Below are 17,018 nucleotides of genomic sequence, written 5' to 3' on the forward strand. Positions count from 1 at the left end.
TTGCTCAATCCCTGGCATGTATTATGAAAAAGTTTATTCAAATAGTATTGCACCTGTTGTCGGATGTAATAATATCAAGTGAAGCTGTTCTTGTTCTTCATTTGATATATTAAGTATATGCAAGAGAAATGAAGAAAGAATGAGGAGAAAGTGAAAGATTTTTGAATGATAAATGAACAAATTATGAACAGATGACTAGGTACTATTTTATTGCATAGAAGAAAGCCCCAGGAAATCCCAGGGCTTTCTTCTAACTTTAGGAAAAAAATCATTTATCATAAGATGATTCTTATGGCCAGATTGCTCTTGCCTTCTTAGCATCTACAACACGTTTTACAGCGATCAGGTAAGCGCCTGTACGCAGTGTTGTGTGCTGCTGGTCAGCAATGCTCCAAACTGCTTCAAAAGCAGGATCCATAATATTTTTCAGCTTCTCATTTACGGTCTCTTCTGTCCAGCTTACTGACTGGATATTCTGTACCCACTCGAAGTAGGATACAACAACACCGCCTGCATTTGCAAGGATATCAGGAACTACAACGATTCCCTTTGCATTTAATACATCATCAGCTTCGGAAGCAACCGGTCCGTTGGCTGCCTCTACGATGATGTCAGCTTTGATTCTGTCAGCGTTGGAGCCATTGATCTGGTTCTCAAGTGCAGCAGGGATCAGAACTTTGACATCCAGCTCAAGCAGTTCTTCGTTGGAGATACGTGTCATGCCTGGCTCGTCGTATCCGCTTAACAGATTCTTGCGGTCTTTGGAGAGATATTCAAGGATTGCAGGAATATCCAATCCGTCAGGATTGTAGATACCGCCGGATACATCACTGACAGCAACGACCTTCATTCCTTCTTTGTTAACCAGTTTTGCTGTAATGCTTCCTACATTTCCCATACCCTGGATAGCAACAGTTGTTCCATTCATTTCTAATCCGAGTTTCTTTAAGATGTTCTTTGTTGTGAACATAACACCGCGGCCTGTAGCCTCGTTACGTCCTAAAGCACCGCCCAGTTCGATTGGCTTACCTGTAACAACACCGTGTACACAGTGTCCTTTTAACATGCTGTATGTGTCCATCATCCAGCCCATAACTGCTGCATTGGTTCCTACATCTGGAGCCGGGATATCCTGCTCTGGTCCGATAAGTGGAGCGATAGCGGCTGTAAATCTTCTCGTAATCGCACGAATCTCGTTTTCGGATAATTGATTCGGATCGCAGACAACGCCACCTTTGCCGCCGCCGTAAGGAATGTTAACAACTGCACATTTGAAGGTCATCCATGCTGCAAGTGCTTTTACCTCATCAAGATTAACTGCCGGATGGAAACGGATTCCGCCCTTTGCAGGTCCTCTGGATGTAGAGTGCTGAATACGGTATCCCTCGAATACATGTGTGGTTCCGTCGTCCATACGAACCGGGATTGCAACCTTAAGTTCTCTTTCAGGATATTTGATAGCTTCAATATCGCTGTCTGTGTAACCTAAGATGTCTGCTGCCTCTTTTACTACTTTTAATACGTTGTCATAAGGATTATACTGTGCCATAATTTGTTCTCCTTTTCATATAAAAATTTGTTGGCATTTTGATTACTGTTTTAAAACGATTTTTTGTTGGCATTCATTTTGGCATTTATTTTGGCTTATAAATTTGGTTTTATGAAACATGGGTATAACAATTCTTATATATAGATCACGTTCTATTAAATCATGTTCTATAATTTACTTTTTATTCAGCTAGCAGCTTCTCGATGCCAGCGATTTTTACACAGATTGCAAAAATATCCATCGCTTTTTCCAATTCCTCGATGGTCGGATAGGTCGGCGCGATACGGATATTGGAATCCTGCGGATCCTTTCCATACGGATATGTAGCTCCTGCACCAGTCATGGTGACTCCGGCATTCTTTGCAAGCTCAACAGTACGCTTTGCACATCCAGGCAGGGTATCCAGTGATACGAAATAACCACCTTTTGGATTGCTCCATACGGCAAGTCCGCTGCCACCCAGAGATTCTTCGAGTTTGTTGAGGACCATATCAAATTTCGGTCTTAATTCTTCTGCCAGCATCTTCATATGCGCCCTGATATTGTCAGGAGTCTTGAAGAACTGTACGTGACGGAGCTGGTTCAGCTTGTCATGGCCGATGGTCTGTGCGGACATATGTCCTTTGAGTTCTTTTATATTGGCCGGGCTGGAAGCAACGAGTGCGATTCCGGCTCCTGGGAAGCTGATCTTGGAAGTGGAGAAGAAGTAGTATACCCTGTCAGGGTTTCCACATTTTTCACATTCTTTGATGATATCCTTGAGCGGAACATCTTCATATATATGATGTACGCCATAAGCGTTGTCCCAGAAGATACGGAAGTCTTTGGCTGCTGTTTCCATAGAAGCTAACTGCTCTACGACTTCATCACTGTAGCATACGCCCTGTGGATTAGAATGAAGTGGTACGCACCAAATTCCTTTGATCATCTCGTCTTCGCTTACCAGTTTTTTGACTACATCCATGTCCGGGCCGTCCTCTTTGAGCGGAACGGAAATCATCTCGATGCCGAGTTCCTCACATATTTTGAAGTGCCGGTCATATCCAGGTACAGGACACAGGAATTTGACTGGTGTGCCATTGTGCTTATGATAAAGCCATGGGTCACATCCGGCTGTACCGAACAGGCATAAAAAGCTGAGTGTATCGAACATCACATTCAGGCTGGCATTGCCGCCGATGATGATTTGTGACGGATCGATTCCGAGCAATCCACCGAAAAGCTCTCTGCATTCCGGGATACCGTCGAGGATACCGTAGTTTCTTGCATCGGTTCCATCAGCCAATGTGTAACTCTCCATTTTTCCTAAAAGATCATTACTTAAATTCAACTGTGTGGTAGCCGGCTTTCCTCTTGCCATGTTCAGTTTCAGATTCTGTGCCTGCGCTTCTTTGTATTGTACTTCCAGGTCTTTCAGAAGTGCGCTTAAGTCTTCGCTTGAATAATCTGCGATTGGTTTCATAAATCTCCTCCTTGTACAGGTCTCTTAAGTTCTTGCTTTTATTATAGAAATATCATAAAATAAAAACAAATATTTATATTTATATAGTTATTATAACTAAATGGTTATGTGCATGGAGGTAAGCGATGTTCAGTGGTATGAACTATGTATATGAGGTCTATAAAGAAAAGAGTTTTTCAAAGGCAGCGGAGAATCTATATATCTCCCAGCCAGCGTTGAGCGCGATGATCAAAAAGGTCGAGGCAAAGGTGGGGATGCCTCTATTTGACCGAAGCACCACTCCGATCCAGTTGACGGACTGTGGGAAGAAGTACATAAAGACAGCAGAGAAGATCATGGATCTGGAGGATGAATTTGCATATTATGTGGGGAATATGCATGAACTTAAGACAGGACATTTATCTTTGGGAGGAAGTTATCTGTTTTCCTCCTTTATTTTTCCGCCGCTCATTGAGCAGTTCAGACAAGCGTATCCCAATGTAAAGGTGAGTTTGTTCGAGGGGCATACACCACTATTGGAGCAGAAGCTCTTTGCGGGAGAATTGGATATCATCATTGACAACTACCTGCTGGATGAGACGATCTATGAGAAAAAGAAGTTCATGGAAGAGCATCTTCTGCTCGCAGTGCCAGTTTCATTCGAGAGCAATAAGAGGGCAGGCAAATATCAACTGACAGTGGGGGATATCAGAAATGATGTACATCTCCAGCCGGAATTCCCGGGCGTTCCGCTCTGGAAGTTCAAAGACGAGCAGTTCGTAGTGCTGCGTGCTCATAATGATACAAGAGAGCGTGTGGAGGCAATCTGCCGGAGGGCAGGGGTGACTCTGAATATTTCCCTCAAACTGAACCAGCTTTTGACCACTTATCATCTGACGGAGTATGGAATGGGGGCGTCCTTTGTCAGTGATACGGTAGTGAAGAGTCTCCCGCCGGATGTGAATATCGTCTATTATAAGATTGATGACCCGGAGGCGGTCAGGGAGGTCTATCTGTACTATAGAAAGAATAAATATCTGACAAGAAGCATGACGGAATTCATGAAAATCGCCATACCGGGGCTGAAGATAGAATCTGATGACAAGGTGTGATCCGGACACATAAGCAAATGGTTATGAGGAGTATAACTTTGAATGATTTGCTATTTTTTTCGGATTCGATTACACTAAAATTAGGATAGGGGAATGTCGCATGAGATGTGGTATGACTCCCCATGGATAGAGAAAGGGGACAGAAACATGAATGGCTGGGAAGAACTGCTGAATAAAGAAGAGATGACTGAAGATGAAAAGAAAATCGTGTGCAACAGCCTCATGACGACAGAAGCGCGGATGGAACGGCTGATACTTAAGCACTTCACACCGCGGGATTTCAGAAAGGTATGGGAAAGACGGATCGGGGACGGGCTGATCGGAGGCAAGGCATGCGGCCTTTTGGTCGCTCGTAAGCTGATTAAGGTACGTCTGCCGGAATTTCAAGAATTTATTGAGCCGCATCACTCCTTTTTTATCGGTTCCGATGTGTTCTGCAAATATCTGGAACAGAATGACTGTGAGGATCTTCGGGAAAAGCACCGCAGGGAGAAGGAGCATTTTAAAGAGGCAGAGGAGTTAAAAAGACGTATCAGCAGCGGGGTATTTCCTGAGTCTATACGCAGCGAATTAAAGAAGGTACTGGAATATTATGGTACGACACCGATGATCGTTCGATCCAGCAGCTTTTTGGAGGATGGATATGGGAATGCATTTTCAGGGAAGTATGAGTCCATATTCTGTATGAATCAGGGAACGGAGGAAGAACGGCTTCTTGAACTGGAGGATGCGATTCGTCAGGTATATGCAAGTACTATGAATCCATCTGCGATTGAATATAGAAGGAAGAGAAAGCTTCTGGATGTGGATGAACAGATGGCACTTCTGGTCCAGAAGGTGGAAGGGGAGCGATATGGGGATATGTATTTTCCGGCTGCAGCAGGGATGGGATGTTCCTATAATCCATATAAATGGATGGAGCATATGAATCCGGATGCAGGAATGCTGCGAATTGTTGTGGGACTGGGGACCAGAGCTGTCGAGCGTACCCCGGGCGATTATCCCAGATTGGTAGGACTGGACCGGGCCCAGGCTAATATCCGTACCACCATAGCGGAGAGGCACAAATTTTCACAGCGCCAGGTGGATGTTCTGGATTTTTCGGAGAATAAACTGATGACCAGACCGCTTGATTTGGTAATACGTAATATGCCGGACTGGCAGAAGAAGCTGGTCTTAAGCCGGGATTCAGAGGCGGAATATATGTTGTCCCAGAGGAGACAGTTCAGAAAGGTATACTTTGCGGACTGTCAGGGATTAGTGGAGAAGAATGATTTTATCCGCATGATGCGTAAGATTTTAAAGATGCTTGAGACAGAATATGAGCGTCCTGTAGATGTAGAATTTGCTTTAAAGAACCCGGAGGAGGGCGTGTGGAGGGTGAACCTGCTGCAGTGCCGTCCATTGCAGACAGCGGCTTCAGAGAACGTGGTGATTCCTGAGGGTGTTGATGATGAGCTGCTCTTTGATGTGCGCCGGACTTCCATGCGTAGATCAAAGAAAGAAAAGCTGGACCGGATCGTCTGGGTGGACCCACAGGCTTATTATGAATATCCTTATGCCAAGAAGCCTGATGTGGGAAGGATGATCAGCCAGATCAACCAGCGTTATGAGGAGGAGGACTTAAAGCTGATGCTGCTCGTGCCAGGGCGGATCGGAACCTCATCGCCGGAGCTTGGGGTGCCCGTTGTGTATGCAGATATCAGCCAGTTCATTGCGATCTGCGAGGTCGCATACAGTAAGGCGGGATACCGACCGGAGCTGTCTTATGGGAGCCATATGTTCCAGGACCTGGTTGAGGCGGATGTCTACTATGGTGCAATTAACGAGAACAGCAAGACCAGACTCTACCAGCCGGAGCTTTTGAATAAATTTCCGAATGTATTTCTGAATTTGTGGCCAGAGGAAAAGGAACTGTCGGATATCATCAAGGTATTTGATGTATCAGGAAGCGGTACATGTCTGCTTCTGGATGCAAAAGACGGGAGAGCTGTCTGCCGTCTGGGCAAGTGATTGTTGGAAAATTGTCGTAAAAAGAATAGCGTAATAGAATCATGTGGGGAAATAGCCTGACGTATGCACTTTTTGGTGCTGCGCCGGGCTATTTTTAGGTAAAAAATACAGCATAAAATAAATTTTGAGATAAATCATCCCTATAACTGGAATTTATTGCACTATAAGATAACGTGATTTCATTATAAAGGAAAATTATGGTAGTATAAAAATAAATGAAAGATATTAACAAAAAAACGAAAGAGGAAAGGGGGAAAAAGGATGTTAAAGCTTGGACTTGTCCAGATGTCCGTCCTTGAAGGACAGATTGAAGAGAATTGTAACAGAATCCAGAAGCTTGTGCAGAATTATGCTGCAGATGACATTGATTTATTGTGTTTTCCTGAGTTATGCATCAGTGGTTATGATTTTGAGAGGGCAGCACTTTCAAATGAGGAGGATGAATTTTTTTCTGCCATGGCGTCTGACTGCCATATTCCGATTCTGGCAGGGATTCAGGTGTCAGAGGGGGACAAGCGTTATGATGTAGCTTGTATTTGGGATGAAGAAGGGAAGAAGCTTGGAGAGTACAAAAAAATCCATCTCTGGGATACCGAGAATGACTTTTTTGACAGAGGAGAAGAATTAGTTACAGTTCCCTTTAAAGGCTGGAACATTGGTCTCTTGATCTGTGCAGACTACGGATTCCCAGAGGTATCGACTCCATTGGCGCAGAAGAAGGATGCGGATATCATCATTTATCCGAGTGCATGGGGCTTGGGCTGGGAAGATTTGTTCACTACCTGCAGTAAGATGAGGGCGGCAGAGAATCAGGTATATACGGTCGCATTGAACAGGGCATCGGGAGATGTACAGTACTGTGGGAATACGACAGTATCCAACCCGGATGGCAGCACGTTAGTTCGTCTGGCGACAACGGATGAGGCTTATGCCAGGGTCGTATTAGAAAAGGAGAAGCTTGAAGAGGCAAGAAAAGGAATCCCGTGGAGAAGCATGAAACGGTATGATGTTTATCAGAAATTATGAGAAGAAAGGGTATGAGGAGGAAGAAACATGGGCAGTGAGAAAAAAGAAAAAACAGTGATCGTAGACGAACCAATGACACCAGTACCGCTTGACCAAAGGCAGAACTGGATCACACCGGCAGTCATATTCGGAGGACTTGAATTCTGTGTGCCGATTCTAATGATCGGTGCAACATTGATTGGCGCATTCGGAATCAAAGGGATGATCCCGGTCGTACTTTTTACATTCCTGGTACTGACCTGGGGCGGAAATACTTTGAGCGGCTACATAGGGGCTAAGACAGGTCTTTCCTCTTCTGTGATAGCACGTCAGGGGTTCGGGGATAAGCAGGCAAAGTTCATCATTGCTCTGGTCATTGGTGTCATCAGTATGGGCTGGTGGGCTATCCAGACCTCTGTAACGGGAAATGCACTTTGCGTGATTCTGGGAATCGATTATACGGCAAATAGAATCGCATGGGCAGTGGTAACGATTATCGTAGGAATCTTATTTGCAGTACCGTCTATCATAGGATATTCCTCTATGAAATGGACCGATTACCTTGCAGTGCCCTGTGGGCTGCTCTTATGTGTTGCGGGTATCTATCTGGCTCTGAAAAATGTAGGATGGGGCAACATCGTGAACTATCAGGGGTCAGGAGATGTTTCATTTGCAGCAGGTGTGACGATGCTTTTAGGGATGAATGTCTCACAATTTGTTATTGCGGCAGATTATACAAGATATGCAAAGCCAAAATGGAAAGACAACATCCTGATTCCTCTTGGAATCATTGCAATCGGAATTCCGCTCGTTTTTATAGGCGCTATTATGGCAGCAGGCAACGGAACAGCAGATATCGTGGCTGTTATGCAGAATCTGGGCTTCCCAGTATGGGGCTTTATTGTTCTGTGGCTCGCATCCTGGACCAGTCAGTTGGTGAATAACTATACAATGGGACTTTCTTTCTCCAATATTTTAAATGTAACATCTAACAAGGGAAGAGCAACGGTAACATTAGTGGGAACCGTGTTATCCATCATTCTTTCTCTGTGGGGAATTCTGGAACATTTCCAGGATCTGCTGAGTCTGGCAGCGCTTTTATATCCAGCGATCGCAGGCGTTATGTTTGTTGACTTCTTTGCAAGAAAAGAAAAATGGGAAGATAAGCTTGGCTGGAACTTTATGGCGACTATCGCTATGGTGATCGGAACAGCAGTGGGGTATGTGACGACTTATGTAGTGAAGGTAGGAATTCCTCCGCTTCAGTCACTTTTGATTACAGGAATTGTATACTATGTGGCAATGAAGATCAAGGCAAAATCCGCTCCTGATAAGTTTACAGAGGGAATGTTCTAAATAGAAAAATAGAAAGAAAAGGCGGGATGAAAATGGAATATCCAATCGGGATTGAAATGACAGACTCTTATCTGTCTTATGAAGTGCAACGAGCAGCGATGAAGCTGGTCAAGGATGTAATGTTGGTAAAACCGGGGGAATCTGTCGTGATTACGGCAGACACCTCTACGGATATGAGGGTGGTCGATGCAGTAATGGGAGCTGCATATTCCATCGGAGCCAATCCGGTGATGATCAAATATCCCACTACAGGAAAAGCGTTTGAAGAGCCATACCTTCCGATTGCCAATGCAGTTGCAGTGGCAGATGTATGGATTGAATTTGCATATTATTGTGTCATGCATTCACCCTGCTTTCAGAAGGCAATTGCCAATGGGGCGAGATACACGTGTTTGTGCGGTATGGATGTGATTATGCTGGTGAACACGGTGGGACGTGTGAAGTATGATGTACTGGTCGAATTTGGAGAATATCTGACCCAGAAGGTGCAGGCTTCGAATGAAATCATTGTCCGGGATGCAAATGGGACCAATTTAAAGGCATACAATCAAGGCAGGAAAGTAAAGCATTCGGGACAACTGGCGACAAAAAAGGGGTATCCGGTCATGTTAGGCGGGCAGGTCAGCTGGTGCCCGGTGGAGGAGACCATCGAGGGAACCCTCGTCTTTGATGCCGCCCTGTTTCCTCCAAGTGAGATCGGCCTGTTAAAGGAACCTGTAAGGCTGGAGTTAAAAGAGGGGCGTGTGGTAGAAATCACTGGAGGCGCCCAGGCTGAAATCTTCCGGAAATGGCTGGCGTCCTTTGACGATCCGAATATGTACCGTCTGGCACACTATTCCATCGGTTTTAATCCGGGCGTGCGTAAAGCAACGGGAAGAATCGTGGAGGATGAACGAATCTTTGGCTGTATTGAATTCGGAATCGGAAGTCAGGGGGCAAGTTTGATGGGAGCATTTTGGGATGCAGCCTCCCATACAGATGGAGTCGTATCTAAGCCGACCATCATCCTGGATGGAGAGATTCTGGAGGAAAATGGAATTTATAAAGAGGAGACCTGTATCTCATATTGTAAGAAATTGGGGATAGCAGATTACGAATAAGAGGAGAGTGTCCGAATCATGGGGTTCGGACACTCTTCTTTTATTCGTCGTATAGGACATTTGGTTCTGATATCTCTGCCGAAGGGGGACGTCCTGTCAGCAAAATTATTTGGACTATATTCTGACAATAAAGAATATAAATCGGACTTATCAGGCTATAAAATAATGTGATTTCATATTATTTTTTTAACATGATAGAATCGAATTAACAAAAAAAGTGAATGGAGGTGCAACGAAATGATAAAGATTGGAGCAGTAACGATCGGACAGTCACCGCGGGTGGATGTCACACCGGATATCCTGCCAATATTCGGAGAAAAAGCAGAGTTGATTCAGGCGGGGGCATTGGATGGGCTGACAAGGGAAGAGATTACCCAGATGGCTCCTGCGAAGGATGATTATGTGCTGGTATCACGGTTAAATGATGGAACCTTTGCAAAGTTCGGAGAAAGCTTTATTCTAAAGCGAATGCAGGAGTGCGTCAAAAGGCTGGAGGAACAAGGTGTATCATTGATCATGGTGCTGTGCGGAGGGACTTTCCCGGATGTTTTTGAGGCAGGTGTGCCGATTGTGTATCCAGCAAAAATATTAAACGGCCTGGCAAAAGCACTCAGTAAAAATTCAAATATTGTCGTGATTACGCCGGATGAGGATCAGGTGCAGCAGGCCTATGACCAGTGGGGGCCAATTATGAAAAAGGTCACGCCGATAGCCGCCAACCCCTATGGGAAAATGGAAGAAGTAGAAAAAGCGGCAGAGAAAGCAAAGGAGACGGATGCAGACTTAATTGTGATGGATTGTATCGGATACAGCAGGCAGGCGAAGCAGTTAGTCCGTTCTATCACCGATAAGCCCGTCCTGCTGTGCAGGACGGCTCTGGCGAGGACAGTTTGCGAGCTCTTAGATCTTTAGGCCGATTCGCCGGGAGAGATAAATATCCCGGAGCGGTTTCAGCCGGGGAAATAGGAGGAGTCTAATACTTCTTTGCAGACGTCCAAAAACTGTCTGTTCACAGGCTCGAAAAAGCTGTCTTTCAGCCAGACAAAGTTGAACATTGCATGTGAAGAAAAGTTGCGGATATGGATTTGGCTGAGAGTGCCGTTCTCCAGGTTCTTTTGCGCCACAAAATGGTAGATAAAGGAGATTCCGATGTTCTCCATGACCATTTTCTGCACAGAATTAATAGTACCGATCTCCACATAGGACCGGAAGTTGTTAATATCCTGATTATGGGTATGCAAGATCTGCATCAGGTTGCGGTGGGAATTGGTATCATTCTCACGGAAAATCAAGCGGTAATCATTTAATTCTTTGAAGTCGACGGTCTTGCCGGCCAGCGGATGCTCAGGGGAACAGATACAGATCGTATCGGCTTCAAAGAGTTCATAACTCTCGAATTCATGGGGCGGACAGTATGTATCTATGATACAGAACTGTATCCGTCCTGTTTTTAATTGCTGTAAAAGAGCATCTGCCTCTCCGAGGTACATGCTGACCTTTTTGTCAGGATACTGCTTGAGGTATTCGGCTACCATATGCGGGACCAGGGATTCTCCTGTGGTGGTCAAGGTGCCCAGTCTCAATTCATCAGGCTGGTCGACGGGCATCTTTAACTTCCTCTCAATAATCAGGGAATCGGCCTTGACTGTCTGGGCATATGCACGCAGCAGCTTTCCATGCTCTGTAAGGTGGAGACGGCGCTTCTCGTCATAATACAGAAGCTTTGTCTGATAGTAACCCTCCAGGTGCTTGATATGCTGGGTAACAGCAGGCTGCGTAATATTCAACAGATTGGCCGTCTTAGTATAATTCCGGGTCTCGCATAAAGTCAGGAAGGTATCCAATTTTAAATCTAACATTTCTTACAACTCCTTTCTGAATTTTCTGCTAACTATCCATATAATCGGAACTTATTAGGCTATAAAATAATATGATTTCATTTTAAAAGAATTTTGTGATATTATCAAGACAAATAAAGGACTTTCCGAAAAAGTCCGAAAGATAATGTGGTACAAAAAGAAGGAGGATTTTATTATGGAATACCCAATTGGAATTGAAATGGCACCGGATTATTTATCTTATGAAGTGAGCAAGGCAGCATATAAGCTGGTAAAGGAAATGATGTTGGTACAGCCTGGTGAAAATGTTGTTGTGACAGGAGACACATCTACGGACAAGAGAGTGCTCGATGCAATTATGAACGCAGCTTATATCGTAGGTGCTAACCCGGTACTGGTTTATGTTCCGACGAATGAAAAAGCATATGCAGAGCCGATCGCTCCTCTTGGAAATGCAGTGGCAGTAGCAGATGTATGGATCGAATTATCCTACTCATCCATCATGCTGTGTGAATCATGGAGAAAAGCAATCGACTTTGGATGCCGTTATATCAACCTGACAGGCATGGATGTGACGATGATCGTAAACTGCATTGGAAGAGTAGATGTTGCAAGTGTTGTAGAGCTTGGTGAGGCTTTAAAGGCAAAGATGGAAGCTGCAAATGACATCATCATCAAGGATGACAATGGTACATATCTGACAGCAAAGAACGAGGGCAGACCAGTTCGCCACTCAGGACAGTTAGCTACATTCAAGGGATATCCATTCATGATGTGCGGACAGATCAGTTGGTGTCCGATTGAAGAGACCATCAACGGAAAACTGGTATTTGATGCAGCAATCTTCCCACCGACAGACATGGGAATCCTGTCCGGCAATGTAGAATTGACACTGGAGAACGGAAGAGTCACAAAGATCGAGGGCGGCAAAGATGCAGAGAGATTCAGTGCATGGCTGCATTCATTTGATGATCCGAATATGTTCCGTCTGGCACATTATTCCTTAGGATTTAACCCGGGAGTAAGCAAAGCAACAGGACGTATCGTAGAAGATGAAAGAATCTTCGGCTGCATGGAATTTGGTATCGGTAGCCAGGGCAAGATGATCCGCGGAAGCTACTGGACAGCAGCCTCACATACAGACGGTGTTGTTTCTAAACCTTCTATTATCCTGGACGGAGTTGCAATCGAGGAAAATGGTAAATATGTCGATCCAGAATTAGTTGCGATCTGTAAAAAAATGGGAGTAGCAGGGTATTAAAAGCTTTGGATAAAGAGTACCCAGATTTACCTGCTGTCTGGGTACTCTTTTTTCTTTATGAAGGAAGGGTTGGAGGAGAATATGGAAGAAAAGAAAAAAGATGGGAAATCTACATTTGAAAAAATTCGATTTTCGGAGCCGGCGACCATTATTTTTGGGTCTATTCTGGCTGTCCTGTCAGGTATCATCTGTATGCAGATCATGGGGAAGGTTGGTGTATCGGCCAATACTTCGATCTTAGGTGCAGTATTTGCAATGCTGGTAGCGAAGATTCCAATGTCCGCATTTGGAAAGTTCAAGAGCCTTGAGAGACAGAACTATATTCAGACGATTGTATCAGGTGCAGGTTTTTCTGCAGCAAACTGTGCATTCGTTGCAGTGGCGATTCTGTATGTTATGGGCGAGACAAAAGCGATTCTTCCGATGGCAGTCGGATGTATCTTTGGAACTGTGATCTCAGTCTATACAGTAGGCGCATTGTTTGATTCCCCGTTGTTCCCTGCAAGAGAGGCGTGGGCACCTGGTGTGGCTACCGCAGAAGTCCTGGAAGCAGGAGATGAGGGTGGAGATAAGGCAAAACGTGTTATCCAGGGTATTGTTGTAGGTATCGTGGGCAGTATCTTTAAACTCCCAGTTGGTGCTGTTGGTATCGTATTTATTGCAAATATCGTGTCCATGCTGGCACTCGGTATCGGCCTGTTGATTCGTGGATACTGCGCACCGCTCACCGGATTTGATCTGGGGACAACGAGTATTCCGCAGGGCTTCATGGTAGGAGCAGGATTGATCGCATTGGTACAGTCTGTTGTTTCTATTTACCAGAGCTCTTCTAAGGCAAAACAGTCAAAAGCAGCAAAAGACGAACTGGAAGAGGGGCTGACTGTTTCCAGCACAAAGACAAGAGGTACTTTGATTATTGCATTGGCTACACATGTAGTCGGCGGAATTTTCGTAGGCGTGATCTGTGGAATCTTTACCGGAATGTCACCTGCAAAGATGGTACTGTGGGTAATCTGGACGGCATTTGCATCTGTGGCATCCATGATCATTATTGGAAAAGCCGCAATGTATTCAGGATGGTTCCCGGGATTCGCAGTTACGACGATTTTTATGACGATCGGTGTATTGATGGGCTTCCCTCCAATCGCAGTTGCAGTTCTCACCGGATATATCAGTTCTGTCGGACCATGTTTTGCTGATATGGGATATGACTTAAAGACAGGATGGATCATTCGTGGAAAGAGCGCAAATCCAGAACGTGAAGTTTATGGAAGAAAGCAGCAGGTATTCATCGAAATGCTTGGCGCATTTATCGGAATCGTTGTTGTTATTTTCTTTGCAGATATGACCTTAAAGGATGGGCTGATTCCTGCAACAAGTACTGTTTTTGCTACAACAGCACAGATGGGAAGTAATATGGCCCTCTTAAAGGAACTGGCAATCTGGGCAATCCCAGGTGCAATCATCCAGATCATCGGAAGAAAGTACATGTTCGGTGTGCTGCTTGCTACAGGTCTTCTGATCAACAATCCAATCTATGGTATCGGTGTTGTTGTTGCAGTTATCATCCGTAAGATCATTGGTGACGAATTCATGAACTGCCGTGATGCTGGTCTGATCGCAGGAGATGGATTATTCAGTTTCTTCTCAAGCTTGATCAAGATGTTTATATAAAAAGCATAAGAATGTCATGTGAAGTATGATATGCGTCTCGCCGCAAGTGCGCCGGGGCGCATTTGAAGTAGAAAACGAAAATGAAAATATAGGAGAGTAGGAGTATTATGGTTGATGTAGAAAAAGTGATTTCGTATTTTAAGAAGGTCTGTTCCATTCCGAGGGCATCCGGGGATGAGAAGGCGATCAGTGAATATATTGCCGATTTTGCGAGAAATAGAGGACTGGATGTGACACAGGATTCTAATTATAATCTGATCATCAGAAAACCGGCCACTGTTCCAAATGCCGGAGAGCCGGTGATCCTGCAGGGACATTTGGATATGGTCTATGTAAAAGAAAATGACAGCGACCATGTATATGAGAATGGGATAGAAGTTCAGGAAGATGACGAATACTATTATGCCGATGGGACTTCGCTTGGTTCTGACAATGGTATTGCAATAGCATACTGTCTTGCGGTCCTGGACAGCGAGGATCTAAAGCATCCAGATTTGGAAATCGTGTTTACTGTAAAGGAAGAGGTCGGTCTGATCGGAGCAGATATCATAGACATCTCTTCTTTAAAGGGGACCAGGTTCATTAATCTGGATTCAGAAGAAGAAGGAATCTTTTATACAAGCTGTGCAGGCGGACTGCGCTGCCGGATGATCTGGAATGTGGAGACGGAATGTCTGAAAGAAGAACGGATTCCATTGAAGGTCACTTTCAAGGGACTTGCGGGTGGTCATTCAGGAATCAATATCGGCATGGGGCTGGGAAATTCCATTGTACTTCTCGGCAGACTTCTTTACTTATTAAAGGAGCTTCCGGTACGTATCAACATGTTGGATGCACCTGGTAAGGCCAATGCAATTGCAAATAATGCATCTGTGAGCCTTTACGTGAGGCCGGAAGATTTAGAGGCAGTAAAAGCAAGATTGAAAGAAATAGAAGAGACATTCCAGACAGAATTACAGTATACGGATTCTATACAGTTTGAAATTGAGGAAGGTAAGGCTGTATCAGGCGCAGAAGTGTATACAGAAAAATACCAAAAAGAAATCTGCAATAGTCTCATGCTGCTCCCATATGGTGTGGCAGGATATTCCTTTGCGATCGAAGGCTTGATTGAGACATCCATGAATCTTGGCTCGCTGACGTTTGAAGACGGAAAATTGACTCTTCTGATGTCCCTTAGAAGCTCTGTTGCATCACAGAAATATATGCTTAGAGACAAGATACAGATCATTGCGGACGAATATTGTGATATTTGTATCTTTGAAAGCGACTATCCAGGCTGGCAGTACCGCAAGGAATCCCCGCTGAGAGATACGGCGATTGCATTATATGAAAAACTGTTCCATAAAAAGGCAGAAGTAGCAGCGATTCATGCTGGGCTGGAATGTGGATATTGGGATGATAAGAAGCCTGGGATGGATATTATTTCAACCGGACCGGACCTTTTCGATGTTCACTCCACGAAGGAAAAAGTTTCCAAGGAGTCCATTGCACATATGTGGCTGTATTTGACAGAGCTTTTAGAAGAACTGTCTCATTAAGTTTGAAAAGCCAGATATAGAGTGACTGGTCACAGTCTGCTTCACCTGCATGCGCAAAAGCAGCCAGCAACTCTATAGAAAATTATTAGGAAAATTTAAGAACCTTGTACTTGGAATGTGTTATAGATTATGGTATTCTAAGTGCAAGGTTTCTTTTCTTTTTATGCCGGGAATGCAGGCGGTGACTGCTCATCATATGCATGGAATGTGGAAATCTAATGAAACAAAGTGAGATTGTGGAGAAATCTTTTAGGAGGAAATCAGGATGACGCGAAGCGAATTCTTAACAGAACTGCGCAAGGCGCTGGAAAATGATCTGTCCGGCAGTATTGTTCAAGAAAATGTTGAGTTCTACAACCAATATATAACAGATGAGATTCGAAAAGGGAAGAGCGAAGAAGATGTACTTTCAATGCTGGGCGATCCATGGATACTTGCGAGGACAGTGATCGATGCCGCAGATGGTACAGATCAATCCACCGTATATGAGTCTGGCAGCAGTACGTACGGCGGCTATGAGAATGACAGAGGCCGTACGACAGAACAAAATCCTTATGTGCACACTTTCGGACTGGATACATGGTGGAAGAAGCTGCTTTTAATTCTGGGAATCATCATGATCGTGGTTGCCATATTTGCTGTCGTTACAGGTCTGATCAGAATATTAGCACCGATTCTTGTTCCTATACTGGTCATTATGATCGTAATCCGTATGATAGGTAATAGGCGGGGCTGAAACAAACGGTAATATAAATGTATCATTATAGAATGATGAATGAGCAATCAGGATACAATAAGAAAAAATAGATTGGAAACATACGATTAGAAAACACTGGCTGAAATGCCGGTGTTTTTTAGTGTAAGAGGCAGAAAGCCCTGCTTTATTGACATTTCTGGAAAAAAATGGAAAGTAAAAGACCGATGGGGGAGCCATCGGTCTTTTGAGGGGAGTATAAATAATTAATAAGGGGTTGTAGAAAGTAACCTTTCTACATTGAATAGTATAATATATCAAATTGGAAAAAGCAAGCAAAAATAAAAAAAATATTAAATAAAAAGAAATAATTGATTTTGTAAAATATGAATAAAAATTAGAGCAGAATGACACAATATGAGTGTACCAAATAA

13 protein-coding genes are annotated in these 17,018 nt (G+C 44.2%); 10 read left to right on the forward strand and 3 right to left on the reverse strand.

The window, feature by feature from the left end; translation table 11 throughout:
• Positions 1 to 289: 289 nt before the first annotated feature.
• Complete coding sequence (locus tag HGO97_RS01360) at positions 290 to 1,549, reverse strand: Glu/Leu/Phe/Val family dehydrogenase (RefSeq protein WP_246597247.1); 1,260 nt, start codon at positions 1,547 to 1,549, stop codon at positions 290 to 292.
• 181 nt (positions 1,550 to 1,730) lie between these two features.
• Positions 1,731 to 3,011, reverse strand: a complete 1,281-nt coding sequence (locus HGO97_RS01365) for an aminotransferase class I/II-fold pyridoxal phosphate-dependent enzyme (protein ID WP_216238663.1) — start codon at positions 3,009 to 3,011, stop codon at positions 1,731 to 1,733.
• A 125-nt stretch (positions 3,012 to 3,136) separates the two neighbouring features.
• Between HGO97_RS01365 and HGO97_RS01370 the strand changes: the two genes are divergently transcribed.
• From HGO97_RS01370 to HGO97_RS01395, 6 genes are all read left to right on the forward strand, one after another.
• On the forward strand, positions 3,137 to 4,102 hold the full coding sequence (locus HGO97_RS01370; RefSeq protein WP_216238665.1) for a LysR family transcriptional regulator: 966 nt from the start codon (positions 3,137 to 3,139) through the stop codon (positions 4,100 to 4,102).
• 147 nt (positions 4,103 to 4,249) lie between these two features.
• Positions 4,250 to 6,115: a PEP/pyruvate-binding domain-containing protein gene (locus HGO97_RS01375; protein ID WP_216238674.1), complete on the forward strand. Its 1,866-nt coding sequence runs from the start codon at positions 4,250 to 4,252 to the stop codon at positions 6,113 to 6,115.
• A 261-nt stretch (positions 6,116 to 6,376) separates the two neighbouring features.
• Positions 6,377 to 7,141: a carbon-nitrogen hydrolase family protein gene (locus HGO97_RS01380; RefSeq protein ID WP_216238676.1), complete on the forward strand. Its 765-nt coding sequence runs from the start codon at positions 6,377 to 6,379 to the stop codon at positions 7,139 to 7,141.
• Between the two features lie 27 nt (positions 7,142 to 7,168).
• Positions 7,169 to 8,476 carry a cytosine permease gene (locus HGO97_RS01385; RefSeq protein ID WP_216238679.1) on the forward strand — a complete coding sequence of 436 codons (1,308 nt, stop codon included), beginning with the start codon at positions 7,169 to 7,171 and terminating at the stop codon, positions 8,474 to 8,476.
• A gap of 32 nt (positions 8,477 to 8,508) precedes the next feature.
• Positions 8,509 to 9,576, forward strand: coding sequence for an aminopeptidase (locus tag HGO97_RS01390; protein ID WP_246597248.1), 1,068 nt, complete (start codon positions 8,509 to 8,511; stop codon positions 9,574 to 9,576).
• 237 nt (positions 9,577 to 9,813) lie between these two features.
• Positions 9,814 to 10,488 carry an AroM family protein gene (locus tag HGO97_RS01395; protein ID WP_246597249.1) on the forward strand — a complete coding sequence of 225 codons (675 nt, stop codon included), beginning with the start codon at positions 9,814 to 9,816 and terminating at the stop codon, positions 10,486 to 10,488.
• A 38-nt stretch (positions 10,489 to 10,526) separates the two neighbouring features.
• Here the strand turns inward: HGO97_RS01395 and HGO97_RS01400 are convergent, their stop codons facing one another.
• The gene (locus HGO97_RS01400; protein ID WP_216238681.1) at positions 10,527 to 11,435 is read right to left on the reverse strand and encodes a LysR family transcriptional regulator; all 909 of its coding nucleotides are present in this window, start codon (positions 11,433 to 11,435) and stop codon (positions 10,527 to 10,529) included.
• Between the two features lie 175 nt (positions 11,436 to 11,610).
• On the opposite strand from HGO97_RS01400, the gene HGO97_RS01405 reads away from it, so the two are divergent.
• The 4 genes from HGO97_RS01405 to HGO97_RS01420 all read left to right on the forward strand — a co-directional run bounded on the left by HGO97_RS01405 (position 11,611) and on the right by HGO97_RS01420 (position 16,626).
• Positions 11,611 to 12,675: a M29 family metallopeptidase gene (locus HGO97_RS01405; protein ID WP_216238683.1), complete on the forward strand. Its 1,065-nt coding sequence runs from the start codon at positions 11,611 to 11,613 to the stop codon at positions 12,673 to 12,675.
• 81 nt (positions 12,676 to 12,756) lie between these two features.
• Positions 12,757 to 14,349 carry an OPT/YSL family transporter gene (locus tag HGO97_RS01410; RefSeq protein WP_216238685.1) on the forward strand — a complete coding sequence of 531 codons (1,593 nt, stop codon included), beginning with the start codon at positions 12,757 to 12,759 and terminating at the stop codon, positions 14,347 to 14,349.
• A gap of 107 nt (positions 14,350 to 14,456) precedes the next feature.
• A complete protein-coding gene (gene pepD, locus HGO97_RS01415) occupies positions 14,457 to 15,890 on the forward strand; it encodes a beta-Ala-His dipeptidase (RefSeq protein ID WP_216238687.1) in 1,434 nt (477 codons plus the stop codon).
• 265 nt (positions 15,891 to 16,155) lie between these two features.
• A complete protein-coding gene (locus tag HGO97_RS01420) occupies positions 16,156 to 16,626 on the forward strand; it encodes a DUF1700 domain-containing protein (protein WP_216238689.1) in 471 nt (156 codons plus the stop codon).
• Positions 16,627 to 17,018 lie beyond the last annotated feature (392 nt).

Origin of the sequence: Faecalicatena faecalis, assembly GCF_012524165.2 — a bacterium.
Taxonomy (GTDB): domain Bacteria; phylum Bacillota; class Clostridia; order Lachnospirales; family Lachnospiraceae; genus Faecalicatena_A; species Faecalicatena_A faecalis.

Coding starts and splice junctions, on each gene's coding strand:
- HGO97_RS01360 (WP_246597247.1), bottom strand. CDS start 1,549: ATGGCACAGTATAATCCTTATGACAACGTATTAAAAGTAGTAAAAGAG.
- HGO97_RS01365 (WP_216238663.1), bottom strand. CDS start 3,011: ATGAAACCAATCGCAGATTATTCAAGCGAAGACTTAAGCGCACTTCTG.
- HGO97_RS01395 (WP_246597249.1), top strand. CDS start 9,814: ATGATAAAGATTGGAGCAGTAACGATCGGACAGTCACCGCGGGTGGAT.
- HGO97_RS01410 (WP_216238685.1), top strand. CDS start 12,757: ATGGAAGAAAAGAAAAAAGATGGGAAATCTACATTTGAAAAAATTCGA.
- HGO97_RS01405 (WP_216238683.1), top strand. CDS start 11,611: ATGGAATACCCAATTGGAATTGAAATGGCACCGGATTATTTATCTTAT.
- HGO97_RS01400 (WP_216238681.1), bottom strand. CDS start 11,435: ATGTTAGATTTAAAATTGGATACCTTCCTGACTTTATGCGAGACCCGG.
- HGO97_RS01420 (WP_216238689.1), top strand. CDS start 16,156: ATGACGCGAAGCGAATTCTTAACAGAACTGCGCAAGGCGCTGGAAAAT.
- HGO97_RS01375 (WP_216238674.1), top strand. CDS start 4,250: ATGAATGGCTGGGAAGAACTGCTGAATAAAGAAGAGATGACTGAAGAT.
- HGO97_RS01390 (WP_246597248.1), top strand. CDS start 8,509: ATGGAATATCCAATCGGGATTGAAATGACAGACTCTTATCTGTCTTAT.
- HGO97_RS01385 (WP_216238679.1), top strand. CDS start 7,169: ATGGGCAGTGAGAAAAAAGAAAAAACAGTGATCGTAGACGAACCAATG.
- HGO97_RS01370 (WP_216238665.1), top strand. CDS start 3,137: ATGTTCAGTGGTATGAACTATGTATATGAGGTCTATAAAGAAAAGAGT.
- pepD (WP_216238687.1), top strand. CDS start 14,457: ATGGTTGATGTAGAAAAAGTGATTTCGTATTTTAAGAAGGTCTGTTCC.
- HGO97_RS01380 (WP_216238676.1), top strand. CDS start 6,377: ATGTTAAAGCTTGGACTTGTCCAGATGTCCGTCCTTGAAGGACAGATT.